At 51.0% G+C, this 17,080-nt stretch carries 14 protein-coding genes; 9 read left to right on the top strand and 5 right to left on the bottom strand.

What is annotated here, in order from left to right:
* Nucleotides 1–30: 30 nt before the first annotated feature.
* The gene (locus B5D63_RS13000) at nucleotides 31–801 is read right to left on the bottom strand and encodes a TatD family hydrolase (RefSeq protein ID WP_078669220.1); all 771 of its coding nucleotides are present in this window, start codon (nucleotides 799–801) and stop codon (nucleotides 31–33) included.
* 101 nt (nucleotides 802–902) lie between these two features.
* On the opposite strand from B5D63_RS13000, the gene B5D63_RS12995 reads away from it, so the two are divergent.
* Nucleotides 903–1,796: a hypothetical protein gene (locus tag B5D63_RS12995; RefSeq protein WP_078669219.1), complete on the top strand. Its 894-nt coding sequence runs from the start codon at nucleotides 903–905 to the stop codon at nucleotides 1,794–1,796.
* Nucleotides 1,797–1,847: 51 nt separating this feature from the next.
* On the opposite strand, the gene B5D63_RS12990 is transcribed toward B5D63_RS12995, so the two are convergent.
* A complete protein-coding gene (locus B5D63_RS12990; RefSeq protein WP_078669218.1) occupies nucleotides 1,848–2,471 on the bottom strand; it encodes a polysaccharide deacetylase family protein in 624 nt (207 codons plus the stop codon).
* Nucleotides 2,472–2,573: 102 nt separating this feature from the next.
* On the opposite strand from B5D63_RS12990, the gene gltX reads away from it, so the two are divergent.
* Entirely contained in the window at nucleotides 2,574–4,106 is a 1,533-nt protein-coding gene (gene gltX / locus B5D63_RS12985; RefSeq protein ID WP_078669217.1) for a glutamate--tRNA ligase, read from the top strand.
* A 74-nt stretch (nucleotides 4,107–4,180) separates the two neighbouring features.
* On the opposite strand, the gene B5D63_RS12980 is transcribed toward gltX, so the two are convergent.
* Entirely contained in the window at nucleotides 4,181–5,848 is a 1,668-nt protein-coding gene (locus tag B5D63_RS12980; protein WP_078669216.1) for a glutamine--tRNA ligase/YqeY domain fusion protein, read from the bottom strand.
* A gap of 92 nt (nucleotides 5,849–5,940) precedes the next feature.
* Here B5D63_RS12980 and B5D63_RS12975 point away from each other — a divergent pair, with 92 nt between their 5' ends.
* From B5D63_RS12975 to B5D63_RS12945, 7 genes are all read left to right on the top strand, one after another.
* The gene (locus B5D63_RS12975) at nucleotides 5,941–6,360 is read left to right on the top strand and encodes a cobalamin B12-binding domain-containing protein (protein WP_078669215.1); all 420 of its coding nucleotides are present in this window, start codon (nucleotides 5,941–5,943) and stop codon (nucleotides 6,358–6,360) included.
* Between the two features lie 91 nt (nucleotides 6,361–6,451).
* Nucleotides 6,452–7,255, top strand: coding sequence for a hypothetical protein (locus tag B5D63_RS12970; protein WP_078669214.1), 804 nt, complete (start codon nucleotides 6,452–6,454; stop codon nucleotides 7,253–7,255).
* Nucleotides 7,256–7,359: 104 nt separating this feature from the next.
* A complete protein-coding gene (locus B5D63_RS12965) occupies nucleotides 7,360–8,103 on the top strand; it encodes a porin family protein (protein WP_159456005.1) in 744 nt (247 codons plus the stop codon).
* Between the two features lie 22 nt (nucleotides 8,104–8,125).
* Entirely contained in the window at nucleotides 8,126–9,307 is a 1,182-nt protein-coding gene (locus B5D63_RS12960; RefSeq protein WP_159456004.1) for a S41 family peptidase, read from the top strand.
* A gap of 44 nt (nucleotides 9,308–9,351) precedes the next feature.
* Nucleotides 9,352–10,128, top strand: a complete 777-nt coding sequence (locus B5D63_RS12955) for an enoyl-CoA hydratase/isomerase family protein (RefSeq protein ID WP_078669211.1) — start codon at nucleotides 9,352–9,354, stop codon at nucleotides 10,126–10,128.
* 48 nt (nucleotides 10,129–10,176) lie between these two features.
* Nucleotides 10,177–11,577 carry a class II fumarate hydratase gene (gene fumC / locus B5D63_RS12950; protein ID WP_078669210.1) on the top strand — a complete coding sequence of 467 codons (1,401 nt, stop codon included), beginning with the start codon at nucleotides 10,177–10,179 and terminating at the stop codon, nucleotides 11,575–11,577.
* An 85-nt stretch (nucleotides 11,578–11,662) separates the two neighbouring features.
* Nucleotides 11,663–12,658, top strand: coding sequence for a 2-hydroxyacid dehydrogenase (locus tag B5D63_RS12945; RefSeq protein ID WP_078669209.1), 996 nt, complete (start codon nucleotides 11,663–11,665; stop codon nucleotides 12,656–12,658).
* A gap of 166 nt (nucleotides 12,659–12,824) precedes the next feature.
* Here B5D63_RS12945 and B5D63_RS12940 read toward each other — a convergent pair whose 3' ends face one another.
* The gene (locus tag B5D63_RS12940; protein ID WP_078670308.1) at nucleotides 12,825–15,686 is read right to left on the bottom strand and encodes a TonB-dependent receptor; all 2,862 of its coding nucleotides are present in this window, start codon (nucleotides 15,684–15,686) and stop codon (nucleotides 12,825–12,827) included.
* 740 nt (nucleotides 15,687–16,426) lie between these two features.
* The gene (locus tag B5D63_RS12935; RefSeq protein WP_078669208.1) at nucleotides 16,427–17,074 is read right to left on the bottom strand and encodes a lipoprotein signal peptidase; all 648 of its coding nucleotides are present in this window, start codon (nucleotides 17,072–17,074) and stop codon (nucleotides 16,427–16,429) included.
* Between the last annotated feature and the right edge of the window lie 6 nt (nucleotides 17,075–17,080).

Here is a 17,080-nt window from a genome sequence, read left to right as displayed (position 1 = left end):
CAGTTGCCTGCAAAGGTACCCTCTAAACAGTTAGAGCGTTTTGAATAATTTCCGGGCATTGCTGCTGGTAATAGCGGCTACTTCTTCTATTTTTAGATTTTTTATATCTGCCACCTTTTCGCCGATCAGCGGAATATAGGCACTTTCATTGCGTTTGCCACGGTAAGGCACCGGTGCCAGGTAAGGCGCGTCTGTTTCCAATACAATGTGCTCCAGGCCTATTTTCTCTACTATCTGGTCCAGGCCCGACTTCTTAAAAGTAACCACACCGCCGATCCCGAGGTAAAATCCAAGGTCGATGATCTCTTTCGCCTCTTCCAGCGTGCCGGAAAAACAGTGAAATACCCCGCTAAGATCGCCGTTCTGCAAGGCTTTTACTTCGTTTATACATTCCCGTGTGGCTTCGCGGCTATGGATAGACACCGGCAACTTGTACTGCCGGGCCAGCTGGAGCTGCTCCCTGAAAGCGATGTACTGCTGGTCGGCCAGGGATTTGTCCCAGTAAAAATCCAGCCCTATCTCGCCAATGGCCCGGAAAGAACGGTGTATCAGCCAGTCTTTGATCAGCCTTAACTGATTTTCCACGTCCGGCTTCACGTAGCAGGGGTGCAACCCCATCATGGCGAAACAGTTTTTGGGATACGCCGCTTCCAGTTTCAGCATGGCGGTAATAGAAGATTCATCTATATTCGGGAGCAGCAGGGTCGTTACCCCTGCGTCCAGGGCGCGCTTTACCATCTCCTGCTGGTCGGTCAGGAATTCATCCGAATACAAATGGGCGTGCGTATCGATCCAAGACATGATAAAAATATTTATTAAATTTTTATTTTTTATAATATTTAATAGGTACCTTAGTTACGCAAAGGTAAATCCTGAAAAACCTAATTTAAAAAAACTATACCATGAAAAGCTATTTCAGTACAAATCGTGTGCTGGCTGTTACCATCGCTGCTGTGAGCGTGGCAATCCTTTTCTTCGCCTGTAAAAAAGAAGTGACGACCGATACGGTGTCCAATAATGAAAACGATAACAACACCCTGATAGTAGCTTCTCACGAAGCACAGGCGCAGGGCATCTATGGCGATCTGTTTGAAACGGCTGCTATTGCGGCGGTGGACCAGAACGTGGCGGGCAACGTCCGTAAGGCAGACTATGAAGACTACGCCAACGTGACAGGGTGCCCCTCCATTCTCATCAGCAGTGCCGATCCCAACGTATGGCCCAAAAAGATCACCATCGACTACGGAGACGCCTGCCGCGATAACTATGGCATCACCCGTAGTGGTAAAATGTATATCACCCTTACCGGTCTGCTGTTTAATAACAACACGCATATCGACATCCAGCTTGACGGCTACAAATACAACGGCATCCCGGTTGCCGGTAAAAATTCTATCTCCGGCATCAGCTATAACGCCACTACCGGCATTCAATACACCACTGAGATCACCGGAGGCCGCGTAAGCTACGGCGATACGCTGATCGTAGGCTACGCCAGCAAAAAAACGGTGAAACAGACCGCCGGCGCCGGTACGCCCACACCGAATGACAATGTATACAGCATAGAAGGGAATGCCGCTATCAACTACGAAAAAGGCGGCCCTGCCGGCAGCGCTACCATTACCACACAGGCGCCGCTGGTAAAGGCCAATGCCTGCAAGTGGGTAAGCCAGGGCAAAGTGCTGGTGGCCTATAGCAGCCTCTCTGCTACGATCGACTACGGCAACGGCGTATGTGACGATAAAGCGACCATCACCATCAACGGGGATAAAGTAAGGGAAGTGACTTTAAAATAATAACGTTTCTGCAATATATCGCGCCCGGGGCCTACAGCTCCGGGCTTTTTATTAATGGATGGCTGCCATGTGATACCCCTGCTTTTTGCAGAACTCCAGCACCCGCGGCAGCGCATAAGACATACGGTCCCACGCTTTGGTACTGTCATGAAACACCACAATAGATCCGGGCTTCATCTTAAACACTACATTCTGTACACAGGCCTCACCATCTATCGCCTGATCAAAATCCGCACTCAGCACGTCCCACATAATGATTTTGGTGCCGGGAACGGTCCGCTGCAACTGCTTCACCTGGAAAGGCGTTATCCTGCCATATGGCGGCCGGAACAACGGAGAGGCGATGTATTTGCGGGCCTCGAGAATATTCTCGATATACTTGTCGGTACTCGTTTTCCAGCCGTTCACATGGTTATGGGTGTGATTGCCGGTACTATGCCCTGCTTCCAGGATCTGCTGGTAAATGCCGGGATGCTCTACCACATTTTTCCCGATGCAGAAAAAGGTGCCTTTGGCATCGTATTTTTTCAGCTGTTCGAGGATAAACGGCGTGGCTTCCGGATGGGGGCCGTCGTCGAAGGTCAGATATACCGTGTTGTTTGCCGGAGAAAGGTCCCAGATGCAGCTTCTGTACAAAGCTTTCAGGATGCCGGGTGTTTTGGTAAGATAGAACAAGCGCTTTGACTTTTAGCGGTGAGCTGATGACCGCAAGATAGGTTAAAAAGCACTAAAGCGGATGGCAGTAATCTAAATGCTATTTCCTTACCTTTGCGATCTATGGATAATAAAAAAGTAAGAGTGCGTTTTGCCCCCAGCCCTACTGGTGGCCTACATCTCGGAGGTGTACGCACTGTATTGTTCAACTATTTGTTTGCAAAGCAGCATAAAGGTGATTTTATCCTGCGTATTGAAGATACCGACCAGACCCGCTATGTGCCGGGTGCTGAAGAATATATTAACGAATGCCTGCGCTGGTGCGGTCTCACTCCCGATGAGAGCCCTGCGGTTGGCGGCCCCTATGCCCCCTACCGCCAGAGTGAACGTAAACCGCTGTACCGCCAGTATGCGGAACAACTGGTAAAATCCGGTCACGCTTACTACGCATTCGATACCCCGGAAGAACTGGAGAGCATGCGCGAAAGGATGAAAACGCCTGAAAACCCGCAGCCACAGTACAACCACAAGATCAGGGAAAAGATGCGCAACTCCTTCACCCTCTCTGAAGCGGAAGTACAGGAGCTGCTGGCAAAAAATACCCCGCACGTTATCCGTATAAAAATGCCTGCCGACCAGGAACTGTCCTTTACAGACCTGATCCGCGGAGAAGTAACCATCAATACCGGTCAGGTAGATGATAAGGTACTGCTGAAAGCGGATGGTATGCCTACCTACCACCTCGCGGTGGTGGTAGACGACTACCTGATGAAGATCACCCACGCTTTCCGCGGGGAAGAATGGCTGCCTTCCGCGCCCGTTCACATCCTCCTGTGGAAATACCTGGGCTGGGAAGCAGATATGCCGCAGTGGGCGCACCTGCCGCTGATCCTGAAACCGGACGGCAACGGAAAACTCAGCAAACGTGATGGTGACCGCCTCGGTTTCCCGGTATATGCCATGAACTGGACAGACCCGCGTTCCAACGAATTCACCAAAGGCTTCCGTGAACTGGGTTTCCTGCCGGAAGCGTTCATCAATATGCTGGCCATGCTGGGCTGGAATGATGGTACCGAACAGGAGATCTTCTCCCTGGAAGAACTGGTCAATAAATTCTCCATTGACCGCGTACACAAAGCCGGTGCTAAATTCGACTACGAAAAGGCGAAGTGGTTCAACCACCAGTACCTGCATCATAAGGACAATGAAAGCCTGGCCCGTCTCTTTGAACCGGTGCTGGAAGAAAAAGGGGTGAAAGCCAATCCTGAATATGTAGCCACGGTCGCCGGACTGGTAAAGGAACGCTGCTACTTTGTCAACGACATTTGGGACCACGGTTTCTTCTTCTTCGAAGCGCCCGCCGCTTACGATGAAGCTGCTGTAAAACCCAAGTGGAATGCCGATAAAGCCGCTTTTTTCGCAGAATGGTCCGCAAAGCTGGACGATGTTTCCGCTTTCACGGCGCCGGAGCTCGAAGCCAGCTTCAAAGCGTTCGCTGCGGAGAAAAATATCAAGATGGGCGAGCTGCAGCTGCCTTTCCGTATCATGCTCACCGGCGGTAAATTCGGTCCTCCCGTATTTGACATCGCGGCTACGCTGGGCCTCGCCGAGACCCGCACCCGCATCGCCAAAGGCGTAGCGGCTTTTAACAGCTAACGAAGTAACTGCTATCATAAAAAACGCCCCGTTGATATCATATCAACGGGGCGTTTCTTTTATAAGGTTTGTTGTCAGGCTTTTCCTTTTTCTTTAGCCCAGGCGTCTTTCAGGGTAACGGTCCTGTTGAACACCACTTTTTCCGGTGTGCTGTCAGGATCTACCGTGAAATAACCCTTACGCATAAACTGGAAGCGGTCGCCGGCCCTGGCCTGTAACAGGCCAGGCTCCACGTACGCTTCTTTGACCACCTGCAGGGAATCCGGGTTAAGGAATTCCTTAAAGTCACCTTCTTCCGCAGAAGGATTCTCTGATTTAAAGAGGCGGTCATACAGCCTTACCTCCGCGGTGGCGGCGTGTTCGGCGCTCACCCAGTGGATGGTGCCTTTTACGGTCATGCCGCTATGGTCTCCGCCGCTTTTGGTTTCCGGCAGATAGCTGGCGTAGATGGTGGTGATATTGCCGTTGGCATCTTTCTCCACGCTTTCCCCTTTGATGATGTAGGCGTTTTTCAGGCGCACATGCAGACCGGGGCCCAGCCGGAAGAACTTCTTCGGAGGTTCTTCCATGAAGTCTTCCCGCTCTATGTAAAGTGTTTTGCTGAAGTAAAGGGTACGGCTGCCGGCGGAAGCATCTTCCGGGTTGTTTTCGGCAGTCATTTCTTCCACCTGTCCGTCCGGGTAGTTGGTGATCACCAGCTTCACCGGGTCCAGCACGGCCATCACACGGTTGGCGGTTTTATTCAGCTCCTCGCGGATGCAGAATTCCAGCAGACCGAGGTCGATCATTTGCTCGCGTTTCTGTACACCCACCCTTTCGGAAAACTGACGGATGCTGGCAGGGGTATAACCACGGCGGCGCAGGCCGCTGATGGTGGGCATGCGGGGATCGTCCCAGCCACTCACATATTTTTCTTCTACCAGCTGTTTCAGTTTTCGTTTACTCATCACCGTATAGGTTATGTTCAGGCGGGAAAACTCATACTGATGGCTGGGGAATATCTCCAGTTCTTTAATAAACCAGTCGTACAGCGGACGGTGGGGAATGAACTCCAGCGTACAGAGGGAATGGGTAATATTTTCGATGCTGTCGCTCTGGCCGTGGGCGAAGTCGTACATCGGGTAGATGCACCATTTGTCGCCGGTACGGTGGTGATGCGCATGTTTGATCCGGTACATGAGAGGATCGCGCATGTGCATATTAGGAGAAGCCAGGTCTATTTTGGCACGGAGGGTTTTTTCACCGTCTTTGAATTCGCCGGCGCGCATCCGGGTAAACAGGTCCAGGTTTTCTTCCACAGACCTGCTTCTGGCAGGCGTAGGCTTACCGGGAGTGGTAGGCGTGCCTTTGCTGGCCGCTATTTCCTCGGCGGTAGCGTCTTCTACGTAAGCCAGCCCTTTTTTGATCAGCTTTACCGCAAATTCATATATCTGCTCAAAATAGTCGGAAGCATACAGTTCTTTGTCCCACTCATAACCCAGCCAGCGGATGTCTGCCTTGATGGAATCCACGTATTCCGTGTCTTCTGTAACAGGGTTGGTATCGTCAAAGCGGAGATTGGTTTTGCCATTGAATTGCTGGGCCAGGCCAAAGTTCACGGCAATAGACTTGGCATGTCCTATATGGAGATAGCCGTTCGGTTCGGGCGGAAAACGTGTCAGCACACGTCCGCCGTTGACGCCATTAGCAATGTCGTCTGCTACGATCTGTTCTATAAAATTGAGTGGCCTTTCTTCGCTCATAAAAAAATTAAATATGTCTGCAAAGGTAGCAAAAATAGCGCTTAGCTTTTAGTTACGGCTAATCCTTATCTTTACGACCTTAATTTTTAAGCATGGTCAACCAGTTAAATCGCCCTGTTCGTGTGTTGGTAGCTAAAGTCGGCCTCGATGGCCACGACCGCGGCGCCAAAGTGATCGCTGCCGCCCTCCGGGATGCCGGTATGGAAGTTATATATACCGGGTTAAGGCAAACCCCAGAAATGGTGGTCAACGCCGCCCTCCAGGAAGATGTGGACGCCATCGGCATCAGCATCCTTTCCGGCGCACACATGACTGTTTTTCCTAAAGTGATAGCGCTCATGAAAGAAAAGGGCATGAACGACGTGCTGCTCACCGGCGGCGGCATCATCCCCGATGCGGACATGCAGCAGCTGCAAGACATGGGCGTCGGTAAACTGTTCCCCCCGGGCACCCATACCAAAGATATTTCCGACTACATCACCACCTGGGTGGCCGGTCACAGAAATTTTTAAAAAAATTTTTCGTGTAGCCGTAACATTTCCACGGGCGGGTCGTCTTCTGGGTATAATCACCAGAAATCTAAGAAACCACAACCGCCGTTTTATGAAGTACAAGTTATACCCGTCTCTGCTACTGTTGCTGTTTTGCACCGTAAGTGCCTTTGCTCAGGAAAACACAGATTCCACGGACCAGAAGAAGACTGCCGACAGCAGAATAGCTATCTCCTTTGGAAAATATCCCAAAAAGCGGGACAAGAGCTATGTTACCTCCGGTTTGTCCGGCATGCTGTCCTTCGCGGATATGAAACAGAACGGGGAGCATATGCGTAACATCCCCCGCTTCAGCTTCATTTTAAATTATCATGTTAACTACAACAAGGACTTTACCCGCCACTTCGGAGCGTTTACCGGCCTGGAATTCAAGAATATAGGACTGATCTCCAAACCTGCCGACTCCCTGAAGCTGAAACAACGGGTGTACACCCTGGGCGTACCCATCGGCTTTAAGATCGGGGATGTGACCGGCGGTGATTTTTTCTTCTTCGGCGGCGAACTGGACCTGGCTTTCAACTACAAGGAAAAACAATTTGTGGACGGCAAAAAAGTACACAAATTCAACGAGTGGTTCAGCGACCGCACCCCGCTGATCATGCCGTCATTGTTTGCCGGCCTCCGGGTACATGGCTTCGGCGTGAAAGTACAGTACTACCCGCAGAACTTCTTTAACCGCGATTTCAGCTATGGCGCCGGTGTAAATAAAGTATATCCCTACAGGAATACGGACGCCAACCTGGTATTCGTCACTTTTGGCTATACTTTCAATGGCGTGAAGTACTTTAAAGTACCCAAGAAGAGACATTTTATGAAAATGAAAAGCGGAAAAGCGGAGATAGAGGTGAACTATTAGGTCCCTAAAACGTTATTCTTCATAATTCCCGTAGCAGGCTCCGGTTTGCTACGGGATTTTTTATGTGCAGCCATCAACCGAAAAAAACCTCAAACAAAGGCTTTATGAAGAAACAATTACTCCTCCTTGCCACCTTTTTCCTGTTAACCCACGCAGTCCGGGCACAGTTCGAAATCGGTGTTTCCGGCGGGTATGTCAACAACTATGTACATACCAATGCCGGCTATCGGGCTTTTACGCAGTATTACCAGTATAGCGGCTTTGTGGCCGGCCTGGTGCTGCAATACCGTTTCAACGAATGGCTGGCCATACAGGCAGATCCATCGTATATCCGGAAAAGTTATGAGCTGCGCCGGGACCACTTTTTCAACGGCATTTACCAGTATAACCTCAACGGCTATCTGCAGTTGCCGCTCATGGCGCATTTCTCCTTCGGCGGAGATAAGCTGCGGGGCTTCGTGAATGCCGGTGGTTACGGCGCCTACTGGATCAGCGGCCGTGTCAAAGGCGCTATGGCCAATGTGTTCAGCAGCAACCCGGATGTGCCGGACAACGAGCAGGCCTCGGATTATTTCCGGTATAACACCGCTTACCGTTACGATGAAAAGTATAGTTTCGACAGCCGCCGTGACCGGCGGATGGAATGGGGCCTCGTTGCCGGCGGCGGCGTGGAATACCTGCTGCACAAGCGTTTCCGCTTCTTCGCGGAAGCCCGATATTACTATTCGCTCACGGATCAACAGAAAAATTACATGATCAACCAGGTACCCCGGTATAATGATACCTATGTACTGCAGGCAGGATGCCTGTTCAACCTCCGCCACCTGTTCCATGGCGATGCCCAATAATTGTTGCTCACCATTAATTTTTATGAAGATGAAATCTCCTGTCAGCTATATATTGCCCCTGTTGATGATACTGTTGATGACCGCCGCCTGCCGTAAAGACCTGCCACAGCTCAATGAGCCGCAGGACTACGTCAGCGCCAATTTCAACGAAGTGTTCGATGCCTTCTGGACCGGCATGAACAATAATTATGTTTTCTGGGATATTGATACGGTCGACTGGGACCAGGTGCACCGCACCTATAAGCCCCTCTTTGCCCAGCTGAATATCAACGACTCCAACGATGTCCGTAAAGCCTATACGTACTTCAAACAGATGACGGCCGGATTGGTGGACTCCCACTATGATATCTCCTTTGCAGACACCTGGCTGGCAGACTCCAATTCCGTGAACCCGGCCTTCCAGCGGAAACGGGCAAGCCCGGATTACCACCCACGGATCAGCATCTTCCACTTTTATGACACTATTCCTACCCACTACCTCAACGCCGGCCGCCGTGGGTTTACAAACACGCCGGATGGCCGCCAGTATGTGGCTGTTTCGGGTACCATCAACCAGAATATCCTGTACCTCTACTTTAGCGGGTTCAACCTTAAAACGCTTTTTAATACCGATACCATGAACGGCGTAAAACGGGTGGAACAGTATTTCTTTGATAATCTGGCTCAGCGCAACGATCTGAAAGGTATCATCATCGATGTGCGGGGCAACGGCGGCGGAAGCCTGGACGATCTGAACTTCCTGCTGGGAAAAATGGTGACCCAGCCGGTCCATTTCGGTTATACCCGCTCCAAGCTGGGCAACGGAAGACTGGACTTCAGTCCCTGGGCGCCGGCCTACGTAACGCCGCAGACGGGGGCTAAAGCCATCACCGTCCCCATCGTGATGCTGGCAGACGCCTGGTCGATCAGCATGGCGGAAATGACCACCATGGCCGTAAAAGCCCTGCCCAATGGCCACTTTGTGGGCGAGCGTACCTGGGGCGCCAACGGGCCGCTGACGGGCAATAAATTCTATAACGGCGGCCAGTTCAGCACCGGCTGGCTCAACCTGGTGTACACCTCTTCCCTGGTGTTCAAGTACATCGACGGAAATGTGTATGAGGGGGTTGGGTTTCCCCCGGACAGGGCCGTGCCTTACAACCCGGCGGCGCTGAGGGCCGGCCGCGACCTGCAACTGGAGGCCGCCCTGAGCCTGATTCGTTAGTTATCGAATATTGCTTAATATTGATAAACTAAAAAAGAAGGCCCATGTACCAGACATTAACCACACAGCTGGATAATAATATTCTGATCGTTACGATCAACCGCCCGGAAAAGATGAACGCCCTCAATCAGCAGATGATGGGAGAACTGGGCCTGGTGATCGACGAAATTTACCGGAACAAAGACATCAAAGCGGCGGTCCTCACCGGCTCCGGCGAAAAAGCCTTTGTTGCCGGCGCCGATATCAGCGAGTTCCTGACCCTCTCCCCCAAACAGGGCGAAGAGCTGGCCAAAAGCGGCCATGTAGTGTTTCAGCGGATAGAGTGCTCCCCCAAGCCTATCATAGCGGCGGTCAACGGCTTTGCGCTGGGCGGTGGCTGTGAACTGGCCATGGCCTGCCATTTCCGCATCGCCAGCGAAAACGCGAAATTCGGTCAGCCGGAAGTGAACCTGGGCCTGATCCCCGGTTATGGCGGCACCCAGCGGCTCACCCAGCTGATTGGCAAAGGAAAGGCCACGGAGCTGATGATGACGGGAGACATGCTCTCCGCCGCAGAAGCGCAGGCATGGGGACTGGTAAACCATGTGGTGAAGCTGGAGGAGCTGCTGCCCAAAGCGATCGCCATCCTGCAGAAAATACAGACCAAAGCCCCGCTGGCCATAGCCCGCGTGGTAAAATGCGTAAACGCCGCGCTGGATAAGGACGTAGACGGCTGGGAAACCGAAATACGGGAATTTGCCGCCTGTTTCGCTACCAAAGACCTGCAGGAAGGCGCCGAAGCTTTTATTCAGAAAAGACAGGCAAATTTTAAGGGCGAATAATAGCAGAACGCTTTACTTTTGCTGCATTAATTCATAAAAGCTTAAGCCATGGAATTTAGAATAGAGAAAGACACGATGGGTGAAGTACAGGTGCCTGTAAACGCCTATTACGGTGCTCAAACACAGCGCTCCATTGAGAATTTCAAGATCGCCCAGGATATCAACAGAATGCCTAAAGAAATCATCAGGGCATTTGCTTACCTGAAGAAAGCGGCAGCACTCACCAACCTGGACGCAGGCGTACTGCCCAAAGAGAAAAGTGATCTGATTGGTCAGGTATGCGATGAAATACTGGAAGGTAAACTGGACAATGAGTTCCCGCTGGTAGTATGGCAAACAGGTTCCGGTACCCAGTCCAACATGAACGTGAACGAAGTGGTGGCTTACCGCGCACACGTTATCCACGGTGGCCAGCTCACCGATAAAGACAAGTTCGTTCACCCGAATGACGACGTGAACAAATCACAATCCTCCAACGATACCTTCCCTACCGCCATGCACATCGCGGCGTATAAAATGCTGGTGGAAACAACCATCCCCGGTATTAAAAAACTGCGCGACACGCTGGCTAAAAAAGCAGAAGCTTTCAAACATGTGGTGAAAATAGGCCGTACCCACTTTATGGACGCTACGCCCCTCACCCTCGGACAGGAAATCAGCGGCTATGTGGCCCAGCTGGACCACGGCCTGAGAGCGATCAACAACGCACTGCCTCACCTGAGCGAACTGGCCCTCGGCGGTACTGCCGTAGGTACCGGTATCAATACCCCGAAAGGTTACTCCGAAAACGTGGCAGCGCATATCGCCAAACTGACCGGACTGCCTTTCGTGACCGCCCCCAACAAATTTGAAGCACTGGCGGCCCACGATGCTATCGTGGAAGCACACGGCGCCCTCAAAACAGTAGCGGTAAGCCTGATGAAAATCGCCAACGACGTGCGTATGCTGAGCTCCGGCCCCCGCGCAGGTATCGGCGAAATCCATATCCCTGACAACGAGCCCGGATCTTCCATCATGCCAGGTAAAGTAAACCCGACACAGTGCGAAGCCCTCACCATGATCGCTGCGCAGGTGATGGGTAACGACGTGGCCATCTCCGTAGGCGGCGCCAACGGCCACTTTGAACTCAACGTGTTCAAACCGGTGATGATCTACAACTTCCTGCACTCCGCCCGCCTCATCGGCGAAGGCTGCGTAAGCTTCAACGATAAATGCGCTGAAGGCATCGAACCGATCGAAGCCAACATCCGCAAACACGTGGAAAACTCGCTGATGCTGGTAACTGCCCTCAATACCAAAATTGGTTATTACAAAGCGGCAGAAATCGCGCAGAAAGCCCATAAAGAAGGTACCACACTGAAGGAAATGGCAGTGAAACTGGGCTACGTAACTCCCGAACAATTCGACGAGTGGGTAGTACCCGGTAACATGGTCGGCGACATCAAATAGTCTACCGGATAAATTATAAAACGGATTTGTGTGGCCGAAAGCCCGCAAATCCGTATTTTTTTGACCCTGGCTTAACCGCACGCAGATGAACATCCTCTTTTTTAGCACCCAGCCCTACGACATTACTTACTTTAATCAGGCTAACACGGATAACACACACCACTTCCGCTTCCTGGAATACCCGCTCAACGAAGACAATACCGCGCTGATCAAAGACGAAACAGCCGTCTGCATTTTTGTGAACGATAAGGCCGATGCCGCCGTCATCCGCCTGCTGAAAGAAAAAGGTATCCGCCTGATCGCTCTCCGCTGTGCAGGGTTTAACAACGTAGACCTTAAAGCCGCAGCAGAAGCCGGTATGAAGGTGGTACGCGTACCCGCCTATTCCCCGCACGCGGTGGCAGAACATGCCGTTACGCTGCTGCTGGCCCTGAACCGTAAAATCTATAAATCGTATAACCGTGTACGTGATAATAACTTCACGTTAAGCGGACTGGAAGGGTTTGATGTATATGGAAAAACAGTGGGCGTTATCGGCACTGGTAATATCGGCGCGGTATTCTGCCGCATCATGCTGGGTTTCGGCTGCAAAGTACTGGCACACGATGTGTACAATAACCAGGAACTGATGGAAGCCGGCGTAACATATGTAGCACCGGAAACGATCATGGCCCAATCAGATATTATTTCCCTGCATTGCCCGCTGACACAGGATACTAAACATCTCATCAACGCACACACGATCCATCAGATGAAGCGCGGCGTAACATTGATCAATACCAGCCGTGGCGGCCTGATTGATACCAAAGCTGTGGTGGAAGCGCTGAAAAATGGTCATATCGGGGCACTCGGCATCGATGTATACGAACAGGAAGAACAACTCTTCTTTCAGAATTTCTCCGGCACCATTATCCAGGACGATGTGCTTTCCCGCCTCACTACTTTCCCCAACGTACTCGTAACAGCGCACCAGGGATTTTTTACCAGGGAAGCACTCACGCAGATCGCGGAAACGACACTGACTAATATTGCCGCCTTCGAAAAAAATGAACCCCTCAAAAACGAAATAACCCAGGGCTAACGCCCCGGGTTACATTCCGATGATTTGTAAGTACCGGGCGTTAGCCCTGGAAACCAATAAGCGTACGGAGGCTGAGCAGGATAATTAACGTACCTACCAGTATCGTCAGGGGTTTGCGTTTGATTTTTCGGACCAGTAATGCGGCAAATGGCGATTTAATCGTTAATTATTTTTTGAACACGTTGTCATACGTGATGGTGAGGTAGTACAAACCGCGGATGGTAGGCCCGCCAACATACTGGAAGTACGCAGTGTTCAGCAAATTAGAGGCGCCCAGTTTGAAGGACGTTTTGATCTTCGGTACCCGGTAGGTCACCTGCGCGTCTACGGTGCTGTAAGCCGGCACGTCTGCATTGCCGAAGAGGTTCTGCCAGTAGAAAGTGTCCTGCCAGTGCCATACAACGTTGAAGCCTATATTTTTAAACAGATTGCGGTTGCCGACGCTGATGTTGGTAAACCACTGCGGGGTATTGAAACCCGGTACCAGCGCGTCGTCTTTGGTTTTGTCCTGCGTCAGTTTGTTGAAGTTGACATTGCCGCTGACAGTGTAGTTTTTGTAAATGTCGTAGGTTACCGCGGCGGCAAAACCGTAGTTGTTGACCGTAGATTTACTGTTGGCCCATACACGGTAGCGGTTCTGAAGCGATTTGTCGAGCATCTGGTTCAGTACCGCTGCATCCGGTGAGTTGACATTGCCGGTTTGCGGTACTACGGCTTCAATCTGACCGATAAAGTTTTTATAGGAGCTGTAATAGCCATCAAGGTCGATGAACAGTTTGTTGTCCAGCAGCACGGCTTTATACCCTGCTTCGAAAGAGGTGATTTCTTCCGGCACGATAGGCTCCAGGTTGGCCACTTTGAGCACTCCTGCATTTTTGGCGGCAGCAGCTTCTTTGCTGATATGTTCCGCATTGATGGTTTTGTTGACCGCTACGTTAAAGGCGTCTACGGAAGTTGTGAGGTAAGAGTTTTTAAAGTAGCCCAACCCCTCTTCTATGAAGGCGAGGCCGCCTACGCGCCGCACCTGTCCGTTGTTCACGAAAGAGAAGGCTTCAAACAGCGAGGGGAAACGGAAGCCGTTTTGCCAGGATACGCGGAAGTTGTGTTTGTCTTTCACGGTATATACTGCGGCGATGCGGGGATTTAGTTTACCGGCGAACTGTTCGTTTTTATCGTAGCGCAGGGAGCCGGTCAGTTTCAGCGCATCGTGGAAGAAGGATTTGCTGATCTGTGCAAAGCCGCCCGCTTTGCCGTACCAGATATGTTTACCGCCTTCCTGGTTGCGTTTATCGAGCGGCAGGGAGAAATCCACGAAGTTGTTGCCGTCGGGGATGATCTCGTAGGTGCGATAGTCGGCGCCTACCAGCACGTCCGCGAAATGGATGTATTTGCGGAGGTTCCAGGTACCTTCTGTATGATAGAAGCGGCTCATTTGCTTGAGGGCTGCGCCACCGCTGGTGTTTGCCGGGTTTTTGGAAGTAGGGTAAATATCCCAGTCGTTGATGGTTTTGATTTTATCGCGCTGTGCTTCGAAGGCGGCGGTGCCAGGCTCAAAGCGGCCGGCGTCTGCAAAGGCGCGTGCGGCCTTATGGGCGGCCACCAGGTCGGCGCCTTGTGTCAGCGCGTTATTGAGGCCGGTGGTATAATCCTTCTGCCATGTTTTGTCAGATTTGAAAGATTTTTCCAGGTTGTCCGCCAGTGGGTTCATGTTGTAGGATTTACCTGTATTCTCGATGGAGATGTAAGAGCGTACGGTAAAATCGGGGTGTGTTATTTCCAGCTTGTGGTTGGAAACGGTTACACCTCTGAGCACGATGCGGTTGCCGCGTTGAAAGAAACCGTCCATCTGCCCCCAGCGGGAAGCGAGGGATATTTCTATTTTGTTCGGTAGACGGAAATTGAGAGAGCCGTCTATTTTGGTATTGCGTACGGTATAGTCGCCCACGAGGTCTTTTTCCCAGTAACCGGTACGGTGCACAGTGTAAGCGCGGCCATCTTTATCGGTGATGGCGATGTTGCCCTGGTCGGCGTATTTGTTCCAGTTATCAGCGGCAATATTTTTTTCACCGCTGAGTTGCGGGAAGTCGGGGTTGATCTTGCTTTGCGGGGTGAAGTCGTCATGGCTGTCGGCGTACCAGTCGGTACCCTGCATATAGCTGGCGTTGATTTTCCAGGCAAACCATTTGGAATATGCCTGAGCGTAGCGTATAGCCGTTTCAGTGAGTGGTTTGGGACTGCTGCCTTTACCGTCGAAATGGTTGAATGCTATTTTCTGATATACGCTGACACCCTGGTAATCGAACGGGTTTTTGGTGACCAGGTTAGACATCCCGTTGATGGCGTTCATGCCGTACAGGGCCGAAGATGCGCCGGGAGTGACTTCCACGCTCTGGATGTCCAGCTCCGTAGGGCCGATAGCGTTACCCAGGGGTACGCCGAGGGTGGCCGCCTGGTTGTCTACGCCGTCTACCAGTTGCATGAAGCGGAAGTTGTTGGGGACGTTAAAACCGCGGGTGTTGAACACTTTGAAGGTGAGACCGGCGGTGGTCATCTGCACCCCTTTGAGGTTGCCCAGTGCGTCGTAGAAGGTTGACGAAGGTGTTTCCTTCAGGGCGCGGATATCCAGCTTTTCGATGGCCACCGGTGAGCGCAGCAGTTTTTCCTGTTGCCGGGAGGCCGATACCACCACTTCGTTGACCAGCAATGACTGGGTGAACAGCTGTATGGCTACCTTGCTGTTACTGTTTTTTACCTCGAATTCCTGTGGTTGATAGCCGATCAGGCGGATCACCAGTTTCAGCGGGAAACGGGTGTTGGTCGTCAGTTGAAAACGACCCGTGCTGTCGGTGGTGGTACCGAAAGAGGTGCCTTTTATCTGTACAGAAGCGCCTGGCAGGCTGGCGCTGTGGTCGTCCGTAATTTTGCCTTCGATGACGTAAGAGCCGTTGAGTTGTGCCTTTGATAGGGTTGGACTGAATACCAGTGCCAAAATGAGGATTTTGGCCAGTATTGGTAAGAACTTTTGCATGATGTGGTAAAAGTTATAACATTTATGTAGATCCTGGATGGTGATAAAAATGGTAGGGAGCGCCGGAAAGCCGCGATGTAAAAGGTTCAACATCGATGTAGCAACATAGTATGTACGATTTTAAAAACCATATAGTCTATAGAATTAGTAGACAAATATAAAATGAGGTTTGTTCATTTCAAAGCTGAGAAAAAAAATAAATTACAAGTGGTTGATAATGAGCGGATATGATTTCGGGAATTTTGAGATTTTTCTACCTGGATCAGCTGAAAGCATTGAATATAAACTTCAGTATGATTCCCGGAATTTGAGATTAACTCCCGCCAGGCTGGTGTATTTCATTAGGAGTAATGAGTGATCCATTGAGGTTATCTGCAAACCGAAATATCTGTTTGGGAAGACAACATGTCCGTAAAAAAGATATCGATTGCGTGTTAAAGGACGCCATGCCCGGTTTCGCATGATCGCTTAAGAGAGCACGGGTAGTGCTGAACAGCACCCATGTTTAACGGCTTTTAATCATTTCGCGGAGTTCGTGTTAAGGCTTTCAGGTGTTTAAGAGACCCCGTATGTTTATTGGATTTCTGCTGTATCTTTTTGTAGGTGGATATCGGGTGACGTTTTCGTGAATTGTTTTGGGGTAATTCGTTCAGAGAATTATTAGGAGCGAACGCTAAAAAAGGGAGGGATTTTCTGATCCGAAAATCAAAAAATCCCTCTGAAAATATCTGAGTAGAAAACTAAATCTCTGCGTGGCTGGCGGCTTTCTCCTGCCGGGCAGCGCTATGCCGGGCAAAGAACCGTTTCTGGAACAGCAGGATGGTGATTACGCCAACAGAAATAGCGGCATCGGCGATGTTAAATACCGGGCGGAAGAATACGAAGTAATCGCCGCCTTTAAAGGGTATCCAGCTGGGCAGATAACCTTCATAGATGGGGAAGTACAGCATATCTACCACACGGCCGTGGAGGAAACTGCCGTAGCCGCCGCCGGGAGGCATGAACTTCGCTACTTCGTAGCCGATGCTGTCATTGAAGATAAGCCCGTAGAACATGCTATCTATCAGGTTGCCGGCCGCTCCGGCCAGGATCAGGGAACCACAGATCAGCAGCCCCGTGCTGTATTTTTCCCGGATAAGCTTTTTCATGTAGAAGAAGCCGGCTACTACCGCTACCAACCGGAAGGTGGTGAGCAGGATCTTGCCGAAATCGCCGCCAAACTTGAGACCATAGGCCATCCCTTCATTCTCAATGAAATGGATGCGGAACCAGTTGGGGAAAATGATAAACTCCTGCTGCATGAACATGTGCGTCTTGATCCAGAATTTCAGCGTCTGATCAATCACCAGGATAAGGATAACAATAAAAACTACGTGACGATATTTCAATTGATA

The organism is Chitinophaga eiseniae (genome assembly GCF_900167135.1).
GTDB classification, from domain to species: Bacteria; Bacteroidota; Bacteroidia; order Chitinophagales; family Chitinophagaceae; genus Chitinophaga; species Chitinophaga eiseniae.
The sequence above is the reverse complement of the archived record's forward strand: the minus strand, read 5'-3'. Positions and strand labels throughout refer to the sequence as shown.

Excerpts from the sequence above, each read along its gene's own strand:
- B5D63_RS13000 (WP_078669220.1), bottom strand. The coding sequence starts at position 801 with ATGTCTTGGATCGATACGCACGCCCATTTGTATTCGGATGAATTCCTG.
- B5D63_RS12995 (WP_078669219.1), top strand. The coding sequence starts at position 903 with ATGAAAAGCTATTTCAGTACAAATCGTGTGCTGGCTGTTACCATCGCT.
- gltX (WP_078669217.1), top strand. The coding sequence starts at position 2,574 with ATGGATAATAAAAAAGTAAGAGTGCGTTTTGCCCCCAGCCCTACTGGT.
- B5D63_RS12980 (WP_078669216.1), bottom strand. The coding sequence starts at position 5,848 with ATGAGCGAAGAAAGGCCACTCAATTTTATAGAACAGATCGTAGCAGAC.
- B5D63_RS12975 (WP_078669215.1), top strand. The coding sequence starts at position 5,941 with ATGGTCAACCAGTTAAATCGCCCTGTTCGTGTGTTGGTAGCTAAAGTC.
- B5D63_RS12970 (WP_078669214.1), top strand. The coding sequence starts at position 6,452 with ATGAAGTACAAGTTATACCCGTCTCTGCTACTGTTGCTGTTTTGCACC.
- B5D63_RS12965 (WP_159456005.1), top strand. The coding sequence starts at position 7,360 with ATGAAGAAACAATTACTCCTCCTTGCCACCTTTTTCCTGTTAACCCAC.
- B5D63_RS12960 (WP_159456004.1), top strand. The coding sequence starts at position 8,126 with ATGAAGATGAAATCTCCTGTCAGCTATATATTGCCCCTGTTGATGATA.
- B5D63_RS12955 (WP_078669211.1), top strand. The coding sequence starts at position 9,352 with ATGTACCAGACATTAACCACACAGCTGGATAATAATATTCTGATCGTT.
- fumC (WP_078669210.1), top strand. The coding sequence starts at position 10,177 with ATGGAATTTAGAATAGAGAAAGACACGATGGGTGAAGTACAGGTGCCT.
- B5D63_RS12945 (WP_078669209.1), top strand. The coding sequence starts at position 11,663 with ATGAACATCCTCTTTTTTAGCACCCAGCCCTACGACATTACTTACTTT.
- B5D63_RS12940 (WP_078670308.1), bottom strand. The coding sequence starts at position 15,686 with ATGCAAAAGTTCTTACCAATACTGGCCAAAATCCTCATTTTGGCACTG.